Annotated in this window: 13 protein-coding genes; 9 read left to right on the plus strand and 4 right to left on the minus strand. The window is 58.9% G+C overall.

The genetic code is table 11. The annotated features are described in order from the left end of the window. Nucleotides 1-15 precede the first annotated feature (15 nt). Nucleotides 16-603 (plus strand): TaqI-like C-terminal specificity domain-containing protein, encoded by a 588-nt coding sequence (locus VMV28_05140; GenBank protein ID HUZ79983.1) that lies wholly within the window; start codon nucleotides 16-18, stop codon nucleotides 601-603. Nucleotides 604-852: 249 nt separating this feature from the next. After that, nucleotides 853-1,785: an HNH endonuclease gene (locus tag VMV28_05145; protein ID HUZ79984.1), complete on the plus strand. Its 933-nt coding sequence runs from the start codon at nucleotides 853-855 to the stop codon at nucleotides 1,783-1,785. Between the two features lie 1,035 nt (nucleotides 1,786-2,820). Here the strand turns inward: VMV28_05145 and VMV28_05150 are convergent. Together VMV28_05150 and VMV28_05155 are read right to left on the minus strand one after the other, a co-directional pair. Next, nucleotides 2,821-4,017, minus strand: a complete 1,197-nt coding sequence (locus VMV28_05150) for a hypothetical protein (protein HUZ79985.1) — start codon at nucleotides 4,015-4,017, stop codon at nucleotides 2,821-2,823. Between the two features lie 580 nt (nucleotides 4,018-4,597). Next, the gene (locus VMV28_05155) at nucleotides 4,598-5,386 is read right to left on the minus strand and encodes a hypothetical protein (protein ID HUZ79986.1); all 789 of its coding nucleotides are present in this window, start codon (nucleotides 5,384-5,386) and stop codon (nucleotides 4,598-4,600) included. Nucleotides 5,387-7,177: 1,791 nt separating this feature from the next. On the opposite strand from VMV28_05155, the gene VMV28_05160 reads away from it, so the two are divergent. From VMV28_05160 to VMV28_05175, 4 genes are all read left to right on the plus strand, one after another. Further along, nucleotides 7,178-8,038, plus strand: a complete 861-nt coding sequence (locus tag VMV28_05160; protein ID HUZ79987.1) for a hypothetical protein — start codon at nucleotides 7,178-7,180, stop codon at nucleotides 8,036-8,038. Between the two features lie 410 nt (nucleotides 8,039-8,448). After that, on the plus strand, nucleotides 8,449-9,153 hold the full coding sequence (locus tag VMV28_05165) for a hypothetical protein (protein HUZ79988.1): 705 nt from the start codon (nucleotides 8,449-8,451) through the stop codon (nucleotides 9,151-9,153). 420 nt (nucleotides 9,154-9,573) lie between these two features. After that, complete coding sequence (locus VMV28_05170; GenBank protein HUZ79989.1) at nucleotides 9,574-9,954, plus strand: hypothetical protein; 381 nt, start codon at nucleotides 9,574-9,576, stop codon at nucleotides 9,952-9,954. 360 nt (nucleotides 9,955-10,314) lie between these two features. Then, complete coding sequence (locus VMV28_05175; protein HUZ79990.1) at nucleotides 10,315-11,772, plus strand: ATP-binding protein; 1,458 nt, start codon at nucleotides 10,315-10,317, stop codon at nucleotides 11,770-11,772. A 663-nt stretch (nucleotides 11,773-12,435) separates the two neighbouring features. Here the strand turns inward: VMV28_05175 and VMV28_05180 are convergent. Together VMV28_05180 and VMV28_05185 are read right to left on the minus strand one after the other, a co-directional pair. Beyond that, complete coding sequence (locus VMV28_05180) at nucleotides 12,436-13,686, minus strand: crosslink repair DNA glycosylase YcaQ family protein (protein ID HUZ79991.1); 1,251 nt, start codon at nucleotides 13,684-13,686, stop codon at nucleotides 12,436-12,438. 217 nt (nucleotides 13,687-13,903) lie between these two features. Beyond that, nucleotides 13,904-14,293, minus strand: a complete 390-nt coding sequence (locus tag VMV28_05185) for a VOC family protein (protein HUZ79992.1) — start codon at nucleotides 14,291-14,293, stop codon at nucleotides 13,904-13,906. Nucleotides 14,294-14,691: 398 nt separating this feature from the next. Between VMV28_05185 and VMV28_05190 the strand changes: the two genes are divergently transcribed. The 3 genes from VMV28_05190 to VMV28_05200 all read left to right on the plus strand — a co-directional run bounded on the left by VMV28_05190 (nucleotide 14,692) and on the right by VMV28_05200 (nucleotide 20,190). After that, nucleotides 14,692-17,559 carry a YncE family protein gene (locus VMV28_05190; protein ID HUZ79993.1) on the plus strand — a complete coding sequence of 956 codons (2,868 nt, stop codon included), beginning with the start codon at nucleotides 14,692-14,694 and terminating at the stop codon, nucleotides 17,557-17,559. A 345-nt stretch (nucleotides 17,560-17,904) separates the two neighbouring features. After that, on the plus strand, nucleotides 17,905-18,810 hold the full coding sequence (locus VMV28_05195; GenBank protein ID HUZ79994.1) for a hypothetical protein: 906 nt from the start codon (nucleotides 17,905-17,907) through the stop codon (nucleotides 18,808-18,810). 471 nt (nucleotides 18,811-19,281) lie between these two features. Next, nucleotides 19,282-20,190 carry an aminoglycoside phosphotransferase family protein gene (locus VMV28_05200; protein ID HUZ79995.1) on the plus strand — a complete coding sequence of 303 codons (909 nt, stop codon included), beginning with the start codon at nucleotides 19,282-19,284 and terminating at the stop codon, nucleotides 20,188-20,190. Nucleotides 20,191-20,241: the final 51 nt, after the last annotated feature.

Raw genomic sequence — 20,241 nt, forward strand, 5'->3', positions numbered from 1 at the left:
TCTCGTGGGTACGGTTTGGGGCGGGGAAATCGGTCCGGGAATGGTGCACCCGTCTCACCAAGGAGCAGAAGGAACTCCTCGCCACCCTCGGAGCGAGCGAGTATCTACCTGCTACCTAAATCCGCGGGAAGGCAGGTCAGACAGACCGGGGATTCGATTATAGCAGCACTCGACACTCAACGGTTCGTTGTTAGGGACAATCTCTACACCATTGTACCGAGAGAGCGATCTCCTGACCTAGGATATCTTTGTGCGCTTCTAAACTCGAAGCTGATGACCTGGTTTTACCGGAAAATAATCAATCCTGAAGAGGGTGAAGCACTGGCTCAGGTCAAGCGCGGCCATCTTGCGATCTTGCCCATCATTATACCCGAGCAGAAGAATCTAAGCCAGTGGGCAACTTACATTAGTCTAACCGAACTTGCAAATCAGATTCACTCCCTAAAACTCACGAAGAGGGCAGCAAGGACCCCTACACAGGTAACCATGCTCGAGGATCAGGAGAATGCCCTCGAGGACCAAATCGATCAACTGGTTTTCACTCTCTACGGGTTGGCAGTCGACGAGATCGAATTGGTCACGGGCAAGGCCGCGAGAGCTTGAGACCGGTGTTCGGCTTTGTGATGTCTAACCTCTCGTTGGGACCAACAACTCCCAGGAGACCTGTGTTCAAGAGTCATTGAAGAGACTTTCGCGCGGCTGTGGGGAGGGGATGGTGCCTGGCCCCTCAGTGGGAGATGCTTCGGCCTAGGGCTACAGGATTATGCATAGGGCCAGGCTCCGGCGGCGTAATCCCCCTTCGGTGAACCCTTCGGGAAGACTCTTAGATCGCCCCGTGTTCCAGAAAATTCGATGCCCGATCCCTTGGATAGAGTCGGGAATGCCTCCCTGAAGGATCAGCTCGCTAAGATCCGGCGAATGTTCGGAGACTCGGTGCCTACCCAAGAGTTGCAGAGAGAAGTGCAAGGGTTTCAGGGTCAGAGGGGAATTTACAAACCAGCTGGGTCGGAGTATGCGCTCTGGGTGAGGCAGACACTCCGCGGAGCCTATCCTGATGAGGAACCCGCCTTCTATCCTGATGGATCTTGGACCTATCGATATTCACCCGAAGGGCGGGATGGTCGGCCGGATCTCGAGCTTCCGACGAACCGTGGACTTCTGCGGTGCCAGGCTGATCACGTCCCAGTTGGAGTCTTTCGCCAAGCAGATTCAAAGCCGGGTCGTGGTGGCTATGAGGTCCTTGGGCTGGCATTCGTAGACGGGTTCGACGGAACCCACTTCATCCTGAGAGGGGAACCAATCGATTGGACCGCGACCCCACAAGCTGACCGGTTGGTTCCCACCTTTGCCCCCTTCGAGTTGGACCCCGCCCCTTCAGAGGCAGCGAATCGCACGCTTCGTGATCGGAGATTTGGGGCCGTCATTCGTCGAATCTACCATGACAAGTGCAGTCTTTGTTCCGTGGGTTACCGACTTCGGGGGAAATCACTCGGACTGGACGCAGCGCACATAATCCCCGTAGAGGAGCGGGGAAACATCGCCGACATCCGCAATGGACTCCTGCTCTGCAGAAATCACCACTCGCTCTTCGACGGATTTGCCTGGACAATGGACGAGGATCTCAGGGTGATTCTAACTCCAGACGAGGACTTCCGTCGATCTGCAATGGCGAATCACGTCCTGAGTTGGGAAGGCAAACGGCTTCCGAATCTTCCGGAACTGGCAGAGGACCTTCCAGCACCCGAGGCGATACAGTGGCGGCTCGCGGAGTTCGAAAAGGTGTGACCTCATCCAGCCGATCCCGACGAAAGCGCTTCGACCGGTCAAGCAGCGGCAGGGCCTGAAGGGAACAGTTCGTAGCAGCCAGGCGACCGTCGTAAGATCGCGCCCTCCGCCACGAGAATCTGGAGCTGTTGCCTGATTTTGGGCCGAATGTTCCGGTTGGCGGGATGCAACGAGGCTAGCTCATCCTCGAAACCGTAGACCTCTTCGAGCCTGAAGGGGCCGGGTGCAAGTCCTTGCACAAACGAGAGTACGTCCCTTAGCCAGCCCCTACTCTCAGGTCGAAGGCGGACCATGAACTCAAAGCGAGCCCACTCTTTGGTCACGATCGGCCAAGGTAGCGCACGCCCATCCCTCACGACGCTTACTCGTCCGGAAGCCGGAATCAACTCCATGTTGATGCTGCATCCCTGCCATCCCGCTCGTCGCGCTTTCGAAGAGAGCGGCTTGCGTGGAACGATCGCCTGGTCTGAGATCAAGCTCCTATGCACTGCTAGCAAAGTCCTGACGCCTAGATCGTCACGGTTGTACTCCATGAGCAGGAGATTTGGAACACGGTCGGAGCCAACGGCTGACCGGAAAGTGGAGTACTCTCCATCGGGCACAAGGCGACCGAACCGTCTCGAACTCGCTTTCAGTTCGTAGGGCTCGGAGCACTCTGGACATTCAAAGTCCCGTGCCCTTGTGTTCTGGGCGGTTGGCGTCAGTGGAGCGGCAGAGCAAGAGAGGCAAGGAACTTCCCGACCCACCCACTCTTGGGTAAGGATGCGGGCAATCTGTGACCGGCTTTCGTATCTCGAAGCCAGATCGCCCCTGAGAGTAAGGTCCACGAGCCAAGAAGCGAGGGGTACGATCTAAACGTTCCTGGGGGTCTTCCCTTTCCACTCCCAGGGCGGCGTTACAGTGGATCCGCTGCGGCCGCTGAACGCCGAGGGTAGTGATTGTCTCCCGCGAAGGCCCAAGACGCGACACAGGGAGGCTACGCTCAACAAGCGTTGAACACACTCGCAACGCTCGCCTTGTAGTTCAGGAAACGACTCAGATCAGAATACGAGCTAGATCGCGATCGGTATGCAACATGAGCATCATCAGACCGTACTCGGTCATCGGAACACATGCCCCGAAACCGTGCAAGCTTCTTGCTGACAACTCACGAATCGGGATGCCGCGCTCTTCTGAGAATTCTATGTCCTGCCGACCAACAAACTTGGTCTTTAGTTCATCATATGTTAGCCTAAGGGGCACGTAGGCGCATAGCCCAACTGTAGGTAACGAGCCTTCCAAGAAGACCGATAGAATTCGTGCGTCCATGGGTTCGAAATCATCGGGTGGGGCAATGGAAAGCTCCTCCAGGAGTCCTCGCGCTAGACACGCTCCTAATCGTGCGTCAGGAGGGAACCTCAGATCGTCCTCGGACACATTCTCGTCCACAGTAGGGGACCAATGGTTAGGGTACCACCCTACGTCTGGAGGGCGTTTGATTACTAGCAATCGATCATCCTTGGTGACGACCAAGCAGTGAATCGCGGTCGAGGCGGGAAACGAAATTTCACCTGGAGTTATGGCCTCCAGGGCGGAAGCCTCTAGCCGTTGCGTGTCTCCAGCTGCCCACGCCTGATAGAAGCGGCACACGGAGTACTGCGTCTTCCTCGCCTCGAGAACCAACTCCGGACTGTCCGTGAACGCTGTGGGTGATCGCGCGATCATGTAGTTCGTGCCGTCATTGTAGAGTCTGAGAGAGTCACGATTATCCTCGACAAACCGATTGTAGGCCGCCTTCATACCTGAGGGAAGTTCGAACGGGGCTTCCGAGACTCGGAACTCCACCTCCTTCAGTTTCCAACCCTCGGCCGGATTGGGGTGAGCGCGCACCGTAACGATGGTCCCGAAGGCATATCGATCCTTTGCTGCAAGTCGAAGGTATGGGGGGACAGAGCGCAGCATCGCCGCGCTCAAGCTCGAATCAATCGACTTGGCTCGTCTTCTCCGCTCCAAAGCGTACCAGAGCACTACTGGGACGAGAACCAAGCTGATTCCCATCCATAGGAGAATGCTCTGGCCAACGTTTCCGAACAGCAGCGCTGCAGAGAGGCTGCCTCCTCCGGCCGGGTTCGAGGCGATTGCCGCTGTGAGCGTGACGAGAATCGTTACCCCTACGATGGCAACCGTAGCTCCATAGCGTGAGAGATAGTGACGAACCCAGCCTTCGAACGTTCGGTCTGCCTTTAGCGTCATTACCGCTCAGTCACGGGGTGTATTACCCGGCCAACATTATAGAGCCTACCGCAGGCTGTTCTTTCTCCGTCTTCACGGTAGACTGCGGGAGTGGAATCCGCAGGCATTCGGCGCGATGACCACATCAGATGCTGATTGATCGATCAAGAGCTCTGCGATCGTGATTCGTGTCCACGACGGCGCTGGGAGTTGGTCTATCGCCGGTAGCACCGGCCTCGGGTCCAGTTGCTCGCGTGTGTTGTCTTCCCCTCGTAGTGTGTGAGATTTAAGTCTGCGAACTGAGCTCAACGCTCGTTGTGTCGGAATCGTGAATCCTTAGCGGGTAGGCAATGAGTGAGGGTGGTGTTGGCCCGTCCGCGGGCGCACGTGGCCGCCCGACATCCGCTACGGTCTGAGTTGCTCCTCACCAAAACCTGTCGGCATCGGAATGACCCAATACACTCGGCGCGATGCGGGCGTTCGCTCAGGCAAGTCGTACCTTCAGGATGGTGAATAGCCGATCAGCCAAGCTAGGCAGACGACCGGGACACAAGGAACTGCAATCCCTGTTCCCCCTCCCTCGATGTCAGCAGCAAGGCAGTCAAAGGGAGGGACTGGTGGCCCAACGCGCATCGAACGTTGCGTGGAGGATCCGATGCAGATCGTGCGCAACGGATTCGGTGAGAAGGACTACGAATGACTCCCGTGCGCCAAGGTCCTTGATGCCCGGGCCAACAAGCAGAACGGCCTCATTCGCCAGAATGTATCTATCGTGTAACTGGTTGTGCCCGGGAAGGCGACGCATTTCGAGATTTGGGTGTTCGGACTTGAGGTCCCGAATCTGAGGAGCCATCGCTGGTGCGCGCTCGCCCCCACCGAGGTCCTGGGTAAGGAATCGCACGCGTCCGGATCTGTTAGCCAACGCGTCGAGAACCTCAAGAGATCTTGTTCCGTAATACCGATCCGTGATTGCCAAGTCTCCTTGGAGCGTGTCGGCTAGACCGAGGAGACCCTTTCGGGCGCTCCAGCGGCGACCCGCTTCGAAATACATTACCTCGATCGAATTCTTGCCACCGATAGAGAAGAGGCGCTCTCTGCCCTTCCGTGCGATTCCGTAGCGAAGCCCGTGCTCAGTTGGCTCACGAATCACGAGATCCTGGGCTCGGTTGAGGGCGTTCGCGATTTGCCCCCGCCGAATCGCAACATCGAGAGACTTGAGGATTGCCTCGATTTCGCTGACAGACAACGGACCGGACTCTCCCGAGTCGCGGGCGGCAGCGAGGCACCAGAGAGTGCGATCGAGCGGTCTAGAGAGGTTGTGCAACTCCTCAGGATTGACGTCTGGCGAACCACGTATCTGTGCAACGATAGACACTGGGTCGCCCGTCAAAGTCGTACTCTAACCTATCGCCTCTATCTCACGGAACTTCACGATCTGATTGACGCAAACTCAGCGATTTCCATACTTCCAGCTACCACCGTCCCGCGTCCGTTGAAGTTCCTTCCTTCGAACTAGACGAAGCAAGATCACGGCGAGCGGTGTCGATGGTACTAGGTGGCCGTCCTTTCCGAGAGCGTCCTTAACCTCAGCCAATTTCCTGGGCGTACGGAAGTACCCCGATTCCCGAAGAGCGAGGACGTGTCCAACTGCCCCGCGCTGGGTCTTGTTCGTTTTCGCTGGACGAGTCGTGTGAGTTTTCTCAGGTCTGCCAGTGCCAGCCTCTAGCTTGTGAAGAACCGAGGCAACCTCCTCGGTAGTCCCTTCAATCGTAACCCGGGCTCCGGATGATGTAACGTACTGCGCTTTGGGCATGCGAGACGTGAGTCGATGGACCTCACAGTATATCAGGATTTTCAAGAGAGTTGCAAGTGTGCTAATCCGGCCCGTTCTCCGTCTAAGCCGACATGTCACAAGTGTCCATCAAGTGAAAGTCTAATATCCGTCCATCGCACTCACGCGCATCGCAGGCCAAGGGAGATCGGGGGCCGAACTAGATGGCAGATGAGAAGGGCGACGATGAGCTCACCGCAATACGCACTGCACTAGGTGCGTTGATACCTCTTAGTGAGTCAGCTCGTTCCCGCGTGATCCAGTACATCATGGCCCGTTTCGCACTGAAGCCTCCAATAGACTCCCAAGCCTCCTCTACGCTGACCGAGGGAGCAAACGCTGGAAAACCTGCTCTAGACCCAGCCCCCCGACCACCCCACAACCGTGCCGCAGGTGACATTCGGGAGTTCGTGTCCGAGAAACAACCGAAGAGTGGGATTGAGATGGCAGCCGTTATGGCCTATTATCTCGCCAACGTGGCTCCTGCCGACGAACGTAAGGGAGCGGTCATCGCCGACAATATTCACACCTACTATGTACAGGCCGGCTTCCCGCTGCCTGCGAAGCCTCGACAATGTCTGGTCGACGCCAAGAATGTCGGGTGGCTTGTGCCAACAGGCAATAGGGGAGAGTACAAGCTTACTCCCGTAGGAAACAATCTAGTCGCTCACCGTCTTCCTGAGTCAAGCGATACCGTACGCCGCCGACGGGCGAAACGTACACCTCGTGTGCCGACCGAGTCGGCGACACCTCGCCCGACTTGAACACGATAGGTCTCGTCGCTGCACTGGCTCTTCCTCGCGTCTCCGCCTCGCCTTCGTTTGGACAGTAGCCAAGCTCAGCGGGCGGAAACCGACATGGACTCGTCGGACCGAAGGTCCGGTATCTCGTCCAACTTCAGGCGTGGCAATCAGACAGACGGGTCGGCTCCGGCCGAGGGTCGTTCGCGTGCGATCCGTACAGCTCAGTGAGACAGAATCGGTGGGCGGTCCTCGATCAGCATCCCTCTCCAGCCGGGAGCACAGGTCGAATCAGTCAAGGTGGGTTCAATAGTGCTTGAGCGGACGGAGCAATTTCACTCATACCAACCGGCCCTCCGACCCAGGACCCGCCAGATCGACGTGTCTCGACGGACGCCATCTCGGCAGGATACTGTATAAGGGTGGAGCCCCCTGTCTGACCACCTGTCTAATGGCAACTCACCGCGCTCCTCAGGGTGCTCGGAAACGAGCTGCTAACGCTAGGATCCCGACACAGGCGCTTCCCCCTGCCTCAGTGTCAGAGACCCATCCTGTACAATCGACCAAGGCTGGTTCTGAGAGGTTGAGAGATGCATTCACTTCAACGGAGATGTTTGCCGACATCGGGCCCTTCGGTGACTCCGCGCTGCCCCCAAAGCTCTCGAGCCGGGAGGTGGTCGTCTGGTACAGTGATATCCGTGGATTCACTCGCTATTGTAACGCCCTCAAGGCGCGGAGTCAGGACCGTCTGATAGAGAATCTGCTCGCATCCTACCTCAAGATCTACGTCACAGCTTATCGGCTCACACTGGATGATTTCACCGAGACCCACCTGAGAGCCGACCTGGCACGAGCAAAGACGCTTAGAATGCCGAGTGCGACAGCCGAGGCTCGGACTCGATACCTCCGGACACAAGCCCAGCTCAAGGAAGTTCGGCACATTGCCACGCCCGTGTACTACAAGAACCTCGGTGATGGCTTGCTCGTCGTCTGGGAACTCGATGGGGCGTCGACTATGGCAGTGAAGAGCCTGGCAACGGACTGGATCCAGTCAATTATTTTGGAGACCCACGCGCTGTTCCTTTATCGCTTCAGTCACCTGACGCCTGTAGAGCGTGATTCCTACGCCGACGAAGCCACTTCCCTGAAACTTGGCTCGGGCGTCGCACGAGGAACGGTGCTGCGATTGGACTTTCCAGGACAGACCATGCATGACTACGCGGGATCCATCATGAACCTGGGCGCAAGGCTCTGCAATCTTGCTAGACCCGAGGGCATAGTGGCGGAGCTCGGCACTACCCGAGCCACTTACTACAGACTGTTTAAGGGCGGGCGAGGCGAGATCATAGAGTTGCGCGGGCTGAAAGGAATCGAGAAGGAGACCATTACTGTCTGGACGTTTCGAGTCAACAAGATTCCTGGGAAAGTCATCAAGAAGAAGTGGTCAACGAAGGATATCCCTGCAGATTAGCGGGCCGAGCAAGACTGGTCGGAGTCGATACTCACCGACCGGCCGATCTGGTAGCGAGTTCCTCCTGGAACGGCTGGCCGTCAGGGCCCGGCGGAGACCGTCTCGGGCCTGAGGTGCCACGGGGTACCCATCCGTGTCAGGGCTCAGGTCGCCGGTCCGGCCGCTTCAACCGCTCGGGTGGAACCTCGGATCCAAGTCGGACCGCCGCCCAGCCCGGACACACACAATCCAGCGATCATCTATGCAGAGGCGATCTGCCTTCCTCCACCCGAAGCGCAGTCGCGCTTGTTCTCGACCCTGCTATGCTCAACTCTCCTTGTGCGCGATTTCTGCGGATCGAGAGTTTTGAAGTGAGCGCGGGAGATCTTCTTGTGTGCATGAGCAACCTTGTGCGAGTCGTAGGTGCGTAGGTGACCTGGCTGACAGCCCCAAGTCCCGGATTGCCTGTCAAGAGAGTCGCAAGGTGCAAGTATGGTTTCGGGTTGCCTGATCCTGTGGCTTACCCCGACTTCCCCCCACATGTGATTGTCGATGTCAGCAACGTAGCCTATGGTCATTCGAGCGGCCCTCCAGCCCAGTTGCGAAACGTCGAGACCGTCGTCGAGTCCCTCAGGGCTGCAAGGGTCGAGTTTGAACTGTTCGTCGACGCTTCAACCTTTCACAAGATTGACGACCCGCGAGGACTCCGAGAGATCCTCAGAAGCCCGTCTGGAATCGACCTCATCAGGTTTGCAAGGACGCCCGCCGGGACCCAAGCCGACGAGACAATCATCAGTAGGGCAAGACTGGAACTCGAGGAGTATGGGCGACCGGTGTACATCCTTTCGGGAGACAAGCTCCGAGACCACCCCAGTGCCGAGGGTATACCCCGAATCACCTTCAGATTCGATCGAAGCGGAGGCGTAACTTTCAGTCCCCCGCTTACTAAACTGCTTTCCAGGAGAGATTACCTGAGGGTGTTTCCCAACCACATCCTGTCTGAGGGTGTGCCATGTCCCCACACCAACGTCGAGACATCGATCACGAATGCGGGCGAGATATCACCTATTTGCGTTGTATGCAGTCAAGTAGTCCCCGATTGGAAATTCCCGGCAGACGGGTCGGAGGAGGACTAGTCGCTGCCCCTCGCCCTCACAGTAAACTTCCTGCTACGGGGCATCTGGTCAAACTCGATCTACGGAGTCCGACTTCTCCGGCAGCGATCGAAAATTCTCCCAGGGCTGCTCATGGAATGCGCCAGCCACTTGCCTACCGCGCTTTCCAAGGAGCGTGACTGAAGAGTTCGGAGCTTATCGACGGTGACTGCGGCGGCAGTTCCTACGGATTGTGAACCACCTCATCGAGCTGCATGGTCAACCTACAGATCCGGGTCCTGCCGTCCCAGAAGGCTATAGCAAGAAGTGCCGTATATCCTATGAGGTGGCTGAGGATTGTAGATGGCTCGGAGAGAACGGTGCGTACCTGCTCTCATACGCAACGACGCCGCTGACATCAAGTTCTGACCGAGGAAGCGACAGACCTGAAGGAGTAGTCACATGGCCGCGAAGAAGCTCTCACCAGTATCCGCGGAGTACGTCAGGGGCACGCTGATTCGAATCGCTACCAAAAAAGGAGAGGCGTTCAACAGGTACTTCCCTAACGCCTCGTCCGAAGGCGGGTACATTGGTTACGAGCTAGTTGACGATCTCACTCATGACCAGGCAGAGTACCTCATCTATGAAATGGAAGAGGCCGTCAGCACGTTTTGGTTCAACGAGAACAAAGTCAAGAGCGGGTATAGAGGTCATGGCAGACCGGGTCTCGCTCCAGAGGATGAAGGGGCGATCCAGGCAGCCATCAAGGACCTACAGAGAAAGAGAAAGGGGATGGAGCGCGCTATTGGCGAGCTCCGCGAGCTCTACGACCTAGCGAATTAGGCAATTCGAGATTTGGTCAAATCAGAGAGTTAGTAATGCTGACAAATTACGGACCATAGCAAAGGTTCGGTTCAATGCTCGATGTAGGTAACTCCAATGGCTTTCCAGCTGATACTGGGGAGATCTGCCTGAGGATGACGGTGCGTTAGAGGGGGGGGCACGGCCTTTCGGACTTACCGAGCGAGTGTCTACTAAGCCATCAACAAGACCCGCCGCATGCGAGTCTTGAGGGGCATCTGGTTGCCAAACGAACGCGACAGGCGACGCGTTCTCCCTGCCCGGAGTCTTTCCGAGCCTCTGAAGGGACCGACATCATGATGCGGTAGATTTAATGTGAACATGCGCATCATGATGTTGCAGATGGCCGAGCAACCCGAGCGCCTTCTCGAGCTATTGTCGGACGCCAACCCCTGGTGGGAACAAGGGTCTGTACCCGATGCTCTCGCTCCGCCTTATCGACGACGCGACTTCTTCGTCATTCGGAACAAACTGCAGGACAAGCCCATCACAGCTCTAGCTGGTCCTCGCCAGGTCGGCAAGACCACGCTCATGTATCAGCTGATAAAGGACCTGCTTGCTCAGGGGACGGATCCCAAGCGAATCCTCTTCGTCAGCTTCGACCTTCCGGGCTTGGGTCTATACAGCCCGCAGCCCTTGAATGACGCCATTCGCGGGTTTGAGGAGCGGATCCTTCGCGAGCCTCTCCGAACCGCCGGTCAGCCGGTCTATGTATTCCTCGACGAGATCACAAAGCTCCCCAACTGGCATCGTGATCTCAAAGGATGGTACGACTTTCACTTCCCCCTCCAGTTCCTCGTGTCATCTAGCTCCAATTCGGAACTCCAGTCCGGGGCGTCGGAGAGCCTGACTGGAAGAGTGACGATTCAGCTGCTCCTCACGTGGAAGTTTGTCGACGTGATGTCGCTTAGGACCGGAGATTACCGGGCGAACGACGAATATCTTCAAGCCCGATCCGAACTGGAAATTGCCCTGAGAAAGCGAGATGCCTCAGGTCTTTTCAAGCGGCTTAAGCGCATTAGGCCGCGCCCGACGCGGAGACGAATCGCCCTCAAGGCGGCTCTCGAATGGTATCTCCTGGTTGACGGCTATCCCGAGCTGATTCAATCGGATGACGCTGGGCGGTGCGCCCGTCGTCTCGACGACTACGTGAAGTTGACCCTCGCACACGATTTGTACCGATTTCACCGGATTCGATCGAGCACACGTGTCCTTGAGGACCTACTGAGTCTCATCGCCGGTCAGAGCGGTGGGTTGGCGAATCACCGGAAGCTTTCCGAGCCACTTGGCCTGGATGAAAGGACGTTGTCGGAATATCTCGACTATCTCGAGGGTGCATTCATGATTTCTAGAGCCTACTTCTACTCTCGAAGGCGGGACACTCGCCTTCGGAAGCAACGAAAGATTTACATTCCCAACCCCGGGCTCCTCAACGTACTTCGAGGCCGGGTCGATGCGTCGATGTTTACGAATTCCATCGAGATGGGTCAGCTCGTGGAATCGGTTGTCCACGGCTATGCAAAGAGACTTGCATTCAATCTATCGCCGGGCCCCTTACCCCCGGTCTACTATTGGCGCGACAGACACGATCATGAGGTGGATGTGCTGATCGAGTACCAAGGAGAGCCCCTCCCCATTGAGGTAAAGTATCGAACCGACCCGAAACGAGACCTCGAAGGAATGCACCATTTCATCGAGGAAAAGCGGCCCCCCTTCGGGGTGGTCGTCACTCGTGATCTGCTGGAGTACGAACCCCCGATTCTATTTGTTCCGTTGGTTGACTTCTTGATGCTCGCGTAGCCGTGACCAAACACTGAGGGAGTTATCGCTCCCGCGAAGTCAGGAGCGTGTCGCGCTACGTGAATGGGTGTACAGATAGACCGTTCGGTTGCGCGTAACCAGCGGTAACCAGGGAGTTTCCGCGTGCGTTACGCGGCCGGATCGGAGGTAGGAATGTGGACCATCAGCGATGATGCCTAGCGACGGTCCGCTTCGAGATACGTAACTTACGGACCATGGGATCGCCCGTGACCCGCCCCCGAGGCATCAACGGGCCCGGTCTCGCGAACAGAGACGCCCGGGACGGAGTCGAGGATCGGGATTCGTGGTCTCCCCGCTTGGATAACTGCTCGGGGGCGACGCCTCGCGGATGGGAGGCTGGTCGATTCGGAATCCCGTGAGGGGAGCCAGAGCATACTGCGCTCATTACCCGATGAGACTCATCCTCAGGAGGACCACAAAACGCGTGTCAGAAACTCGATAGACTTGGTCGACGGGAAGGCCCTTACCCCGACGGACTCAACGTTTGCAGCCTTCCTTCAGTCCACAGGGGATTCGGGACCTTGCTGTGAGGCATGAGAAGAGCACTCCTCTCGGATGTTCAAAACGGGTGGGTTTCGGTCGCCTCACCGAGTAGGCGCGCCTGAAGCCCTCCCTTGGGAGCTAGCGTAGCCTTACTCCGGCTCAACGGAGTGAACGTTTCCATGCCCCAGGAACCCGGGAGGTGTAGGTCACTTTGCTCGCTCCGAGAAAAGTGGCGAAGCGGGTGATCGTCTCTCCGACCTGGGAGGCGACCTCCCGGTCGCGGGGCGCATCAGGTTCAGCATGGACCGCATTGACAAGGAGTTCCCCACGCGCTCTGTCGAGCCGCGGGTCAATTCGGCCGATGAGTCTCTCCCCCCAGAGGATGGGAAGCACGTAGGTCCCGTACTTTCGCTTCTCCTGAGGCAGGAACTGCTCGCGGACGTAGTCGAAGCCGAACAACCTACTCGTTCTGGGTGTGCTGCAGATCAGGTTGTCGAACGGGGGAAGCAAGGACATGCGAGGACGCCAGGCTGCACTACCCATCGATTCGAGGAGGGGAACGTCCCGATCGTGGATGTAGCGCTCGTCCCTCGTACTCAACCCCGCAACGGTTACTCGATGTATCGTGGATTCGTCCTGAAGGCGTTGCAACGTCGCTCTCAGGTTCTGATATCGGCCGCGGACGAAGTAGTAATGGATCTCAGAGGGGGTGGCGGCACCCAGGGCTCGGATGGCCCTCTGAGCGGCCTCGCGCTCGAATGCCTCGTCCGACAATTCAGTTCGGTCCACCCAACGAGGGAGGAACGGCTCGGAAAGGCCCCAGACATTCTGGTTTCCCCGGTGGCCGACCACCATCACCTTTCCGCTCATCAACAGGTGGAATAGCATGAGAGAGACATCGGTCCCGAAGGTCCATTGGCCCCCACTCCACTTTCTTCGAGGAGTGTCCTTGAAGCCACTCAGTTGCAGCGGTCCCTTCCTGAGCTCATTCAGCACCTTCTTGCGGAGTTCTGAATGCTCGGCGAGGAATCTCTTGGCCTGTGCCCTCGGCGTCTCCCAGGAGCTGGACAGGGATTGGGGATATCTGCTCATGAGCGAGTAGTAGAGGGGATAGTCTTCGGTCAGGACGATAGACGCGACCGGCGTCCAGTGCTGGAAGAGCTTCTTCTCCTTCCACAGGAGTCGATCCAAATCCGATGGCCGGAAATCGCCGAGCCTGCACCAGAGCGAGATGAGGTGGGACGGCGCGACGATGCTAATCGGGTCCCATTGAACGTAGGCGAGGTCCCGAATCACGGAAAGGATCGCGCTAGGCGTAGGTCGCGGGATCAATTTCCCGGCAAGGTGCTGCTTCGTGACGGCCAAGCGCCGGAGGGACTTCAGTGAGGTAGTGAGGCGCTCTCGGCTCATCGTAGCCTGACTCCCAGAGGGAGCTCAGCAGTAGGGATACAACTTTCGAGTAGGTCCCCTTGCGGCTCGAGGTAAATGCCGGACTGTGCCTGGCAACCGTTAGTCGGGGCGAATGTCGCCGGGAGGTGCCCGGAGCCATAGGTTCGCTATCTCTGCGCGCGCCGGACGGGTGGGGATCTGCCCGGAATCGCCGGCTTCTATGGCCCGCGGCAGTGCCCTAGCCGGGCGGGACAAAGAATTCGATCCAGATGCCGTTCGGATCTTGGATGTACGCCCATCGGTGTTCCGGGTCTTGCATCTCGAGAACAGCGGGGTACCCGGCCTTCTTGGCCTCCTCGAGCACGCCGTCCAGATCTTTCACCTCGAAACCGAGGTGGTCTAGCCCCTCCCCAACCTCATACCTCGTGTCGAACCGGTTTCCCGGCGGATAGTAGTTCAGCTCTAGCTGATGGCCGCCCGGCTCCCTCATGAGAATCACGACATTGCCCTTCGTGGAGTGCTGCGTAAACCGCGCCACCTCCATCATCCCCAGGACGCTCGTGTAGAACTTGACCGACTCCTCCAGGTCCTTCACCCGGATGCCCGTGTACCCAAACTTCACGTCCATGTCGATGGCCCACTTCGTAGGTCCACAGGGGGTAAAGAAGCTATTCGGGACTGACTCGGCAGCATTCAGCCAGACGGGTACAGTAGCCGCTCAACCACGCCAGGCGGAACGAGACGAAAGATCCAAGGTGCGCGTCGCCCACCCAGGGCTCCACACAGCTCGAAACTCGGTAACCGGACCCTTTCGGGCCGGCGTTCATCGTGTTCGTTTGCCACGCCAGCAACGGGTACTTTCCTCCACTAAATACGGAATCGGACTCCCACGAAGACGCACTCTCGGCGGTTGCTCATCCAAGTATATACGCCGACCCCAAGTTACCAGAGGCAGGCCGGATAATGTGGGGCCGACGTCGAAGCATCGAGGGTGCGACGATCTCCTTGCTCCTCGGCCTATCGATCTTGACCCCAATGGTTCTCGTCATGGGCTCGGGCCCTATTGCGGACCGTTCGGTTCAGGGTGGGATCGGGAATCCCTGGGACTCCGGCCCTTCCGCGGTCGGTAACGCGGCGGCCGGAGCCGGCATCACCTCTGGCGGACCGGTGACCTCCTCGGACCCCGCGGGTGTGATTTCAACGATCAATGTCGGCACCGATCCGGGACTCGCCGCTTACGACAGTGGGAACGGCTACGTCTATCTCGCGAACACCGGATCCCACAACATGAGCTTGATCAACGCGCTGAAACTGCAGGCCACGGTGAGTGTCGGAGAGTCTCCTGAGTTCCCGACGTACGATAGCACGGACGGTTGGATCTATGTATCTGACGTTGACTACCACACAATCGAAGCACTGATTGGAACGACGGTGGAGTTTCTGATCACCGTCGGCGCGAATCCCCAGGTCTCTGCTTACGACTCCGGAAACGGGGACGTTTATGTCCCAAATCAAGGTTCGAACAACGTCAGCGTGGTCAGTGGGAGGACGGTCTTGGCTACCGTCAACGTGGGTACGAGTCCCTCCTTCGCCACATACGACAGCAAGAACGGGTACGTCTACGTGGGAAACAGCGGCGCCAGCAACGTCAGCATTCTGAACGGAACTACCCTGGTCGGCACGGTCAACGTCGGTTCCAACCCGTCGTACGCGACTTACGATGGCGGAAACGGTGACGTCTACGTTTCGAACGTTTTTTCGAATAATGTGAGCGTGATCAACGGGACGACGCTGGTGGGCACGGTTAGCCTCGGCAGCACTCCGGAATCCGGCGCGTACGACGCTCGGAACGGGTTCGTCTACGTGCCGAACGTCAACCCGTACTCCGACTCAAACTACGTGAGCGTGATCAGCGGGACGACGCTGGTGAGCATGGTCAGCGTCGGCAGCATCCCGGAATTCGCTGCGTACGACAGCGGCAATGGCGACGTCTACGTGCCGAACGCCGGCTCGAACAGCGTGAGCGTGATTAGCGGCACGTCGGTGATAGCCACGATCACCGTCGGTTCCGACCCAGTCTTCGCGACTTATGACAGCGGGAACGGATATGTCTACGTGACGAACCAAGGTTCGGGCAGCGTGAGCGTGATTTCGGGCAACGTGAGCGGGATTGGAGCTGCTTCTACGGTAGTCTTCACGGAGACCGGAATCCCCTCGGGGACATCGTGGTCGGTGTCGTTGAACGGAAGTCAAGAGAGCTCGACGGGGTCGGCGATCGCGTTCACGGAGGTTAACGGAACGTACTCGTATTCGGTCGGAGACGTACCGGGTTGGCATCAGAGCACGCTTCCGTACAACGGACGGGTGGCGGTAAGGGGGTCGACCGTGATCGAGCCGACGTTAGCGTTCACCCAACTGACGTATTCCGTCACGTTTACGGAGACACCCCTTCCGTCGGGGACGAATTGGTCGGTGACCATGGGAGGGACCCCACAGGCGTCTACCACATCAACGATCACGTTCACGGACCAGAACGGGACGTACGGCTACACGGTAGCCTCGGTCTCAGGGTACACCAGCTCGCCCTCGTCCGGGTCGGTGACGGTGGCCGGTGAGGCAAAGACGGTCACCGTGACGTTCAACGCACTTGCGCCGGGCACGTTCGCCGTCACGTTCACCGAGACGGGCCTCCCATCGGGCACCGACTGGTTGGTATCGTTGAATGGTACGATGGAGAGCTCCACGGTCTCCTACATCGACTTCGCCGAAATGAACGGGACATATTCGTACATCATCGGGGCGGTCCCAGGCTCGGTCGCATCCCCTTCGGCGGGGAATGTGACGGTGAATGGGGAATCGATCAGCATCTCGTTGGTCTGGACCTTGCTGGCCTCAATCACCTACAACGTCACCTTCACCGAGACGGGTCTAGGATTGAGCGCGGAGTGGTCGGTGAGTATCGATTCCACTAGCTATTCGGCTTCTCAGACCGGGGACACCGGACCGAATTTTGCCTTTGACTCCTCCATCGTGTTCCAGGGCGTGCCCGATGGGAGTTACAACCTCTCGGTGGCTGCCCCTGACTACAGCGCCACCCCATCCTCGGGCGTGGTCACCGTGGACGGATCGAACACTTCCATCTTCATCACCTTCACCGTAGCGGGTATGGACCTGGTCAGTTTCTCGGAGACCGGCCTCGCCGACGGAACCGCCTGGTCGGTGACCTTGGTGGGAGTGGGGATCGTGCAATCGACGTCAGCCACGATTGCGTTCACCGATCTAACGCAAGGAACCTATGCCTACACGGTAGGAGCGATCCCCGGGTGGACCACCGCAAGTTATTCCGGGTCCGTGACGGTGACCGGGGTGGCGCCGAGCGTATCGGTTCCGTGGACCCCGTTTACCTACTCTGTGACGATTGAGGAGACTGGGATATCGGCCGGGACGTTGTGGACGAGCCAGGTGTCGGAGGTAGTCCTCCCGCCGCAGACCGTCGGGTCGACGTCTATAGGAGTAAACCGGGTTGCGATCGCGAGAGGGCCGACAGCACACGACGGCTTCGCGCCCGTGAAGATGAGTTGGTCTGCGAACTCGACAGGGCCAACGGCCGTCTATCAGCTCCCGAATGGGACGTATTCGTACGTGATCGCGGCATCCGGGTATCAGACGACGACACCGACGCCGTTCACGGTGAATGGGCAATCGGAAACGCTGCCACCGGTGTCGGTCTCTCTGAGCTCCCCGTCGGTTGGGTTGTCGCTTTGGGTCTATGTGATCATCGTGGTCGTGATTGCGGCGGTCGTTGTTGGCGTCGGAATCGGTCTGATGCGACACCGCCGGCCGCCCGCTCTGGCTGTTTCACGTCCTCCCCCGAAGCCGCCTACGAATCCCTAGCTCGCGGATACGCCAAAGTAGATACGCGGTTTGTCGTTTTTGACGTAGGTCACTCGCGTCAAAGAGAGCCTGCAGGGCCAATTCGCACTAGCGTGGGATGGCGGGGAGTAGAATGCGATGGAGAGTGCCCGGTGGCCGGGACCGATCCTCGAGGGTACAGAGGTTCCGACCCTGAGGGTCGAACGAGGCGAGGAGCATCGCCGGGGCCGCCCCACTTCGCACGGCAGGTATCGACTCGATTCCATGTTCGCCGCAGGGGTCGCTATCGGAGTTTGCGGCCTCCTACTGGTTGTGGCTGCGGTGGTATCGAGTGGGGCCGCGAGCGCAGGTGTCGGCCGGCCCGCAATGATCCCATCGGCCCTCGACGGTCGGTCGGCGGTGTCTCCTCCCGGTTCGGGGGTTGTGTACGAAGTGACGGTCACCGAATCCGGGCTCACACTCGGAAGCGCTTCCGACATCGTGTGGACGGTTACGATAGAGGGTGGCCTGTCGTACTCTTCGCAGACCGGGACGCTGTCGTTCTTCCTACCGGACGGGACCTACCGGTTTACGGCCACATCCAGCGATACGACCCGCAGCTCGCCCGGAGGTGAGTTCGTCGTGAACGGGTCGGCCGCATACCCGTACGCCCGTTTCTCGCTGTTGACGTTCCCGATCACGTTCACGGAGATCGGCCTTCCGAGCGGGACCAACTGGATGGTCACCTTCGCCTCCGTAACGGAGAGCTCGACGACCAACAGTTTGGCATATGCGGAGCCGAACGGATCGTACTCGTTCTCCGTGTCGGACGTGCCGGGCTTCGACCCCGCTCCCGTCACGGGGAACCTGTCCGTCGGCGGGAGCCCGGTCTCGCAAGTGATCGAGTTTATCCCCATCCTACCGGGGATGTACGAGCTCTCGTTCACGGGGCCTGCGCTGCCGGCGAACGCGGCTTGGTCGATCGTGGTCGGTGGCGTAGCCCACAACGCGATTGGCACGACACTCGTGCTCAGCGAACCGAACGGGACCTATTCCTTCTCGGTGCTCCCTCCGGCTGGATACAGCGCGAGCCCCTCCTCAGGAAGTGTCGTGGTCGCCGGCCACGCCGCCCAGCAGTCGATTGCCTTCCAACGGAGTTCGGCGAGCACTGGCTCGGGTCTCTCCGGCTTCGACTATTTCTGGGGGGCTCTCATCGGCGCGGCCATAGCCCTCGCGGTGGCCGGGCTCCTCTGGGTGTGGATCAAGAGGCGGGGACCGCCACGGGGATTTTGACGACGGGCCCCCGGCAGTCGAAGCGAGCCATCTTGGATACGAGTACGGCTGCCCTGAGGCTCCGATGGCGGCCTGTCCGCTGAGCCACGTGCGCGACTCGTTGAGGAGATCGGATCAAGAGACCCCCGCGGCCCTCAAACGGAGACTCGGGATTGTGAGGAATATCAACGAGACGAAGCGAACCCGTGGACTCCCGGTGAGGGACTACGCTGTCGAACGGCAGGTGGTCGGTCGATGGAGATGCGCGATGGGCGTGATTGAGGTACCTTCCGGAGAGAGGATAGCAGATCGCCCGGAGCGGTTGGGCACCGCCTGGGGTGCACCTCTCGTGGTTCCGGCCCCAGCAGGGGCCATATCAAGGTCGTACGGGGGCGGCAGCAGTTCCGGGTCAACCACGCTCAGTCAACGGGTCCCTTTTAGCACCCGACATGATGGGAGTTCCGTCTCAAGACCCTCCCGGACGAATCAACGATGGCGACCTCCCTCCCTTCGGTGGCGGAACTGAAAGGGGCCGCCCGTGCCGCTTGGCCCGAGCAACGACTCGATCGATTCCGAGTCCACAACGGTGGGTGGGCGAATCTCGTCCTAGAAGCGGACGCGGGCGTCATATTCCGATTCCCTCGTCGTCGTGCGGTTGCCGAGTCGCTAAACTTCGAGTTGCGGGCGCTCGATCTACTGTCCCGCCATCTTTCAGCGCCGATCCCTGCTCCCGTTCGGGTTTCGGTTCTTCGCCGACCCCGGGGCTGGCCGTTCATGGCCTACCCGAAGCTCCTGGGGAAACCCCTCTCGACGGTCTGGCCACTCGATTCGGTGGGCAATCGGAGGCTCAGCCGGTTTATCGAAACCCTCCTAAGGGAGCTCTCGGCCGTGCCTTCCAGTGCCTTGCTTCGAATCGGCGCCCAACCGGGAGGTCGACCATCCTGGGCGAAGCGCTTTCGGAGATTACAGCAACGGTTCCATCGAAGTGGGGCCAGCCAGGTCCCGTGGGAGTTGCGACGGCGGTTGGCGGCAGGGTTTGACTCGTTCTACTCAGACCTTAGAAGAGCTCGATACCATGCGGTCGCCACTCACCGGGATCTCGGGCCGGATCATATACTCTGGAGCGCGGAATCGAATCGGCCGACCGGAGTGATTGACTGGGAAGATGTATGTCTCGGCGACCCCGCGTTCGACCTCACCGGGCTGGGCGCGCTGGGACACAAAAGACTGGCTCCCTCGATCTGCGCGCGCAAGGCCCGCGGCGACTCGACCTTCGATGAGCGCTTGAGGTTCTACCGGAAGGTCGCACCCATCCACGGCCTCATCCACGCCGCCGAGACGCGCGACCCGCATTGGCACAACATCTTCTTGCCTCAGCTCGCCGCTGAGTTCCCTGGCTGAGTCGCTTCGAGTTCCGGGTCGTCCGAGAGATTTTCGCTGGACTCGGTGAGA

Source organism: Thermoplasmata archaeon (genome assembly GCA_035532555.1).
Classification (GTDB): Archaea; Thermoplasmatota; Thermoplasmata; order Lutacidiplasmatales; family UBA184; genus Lutacidiplasma.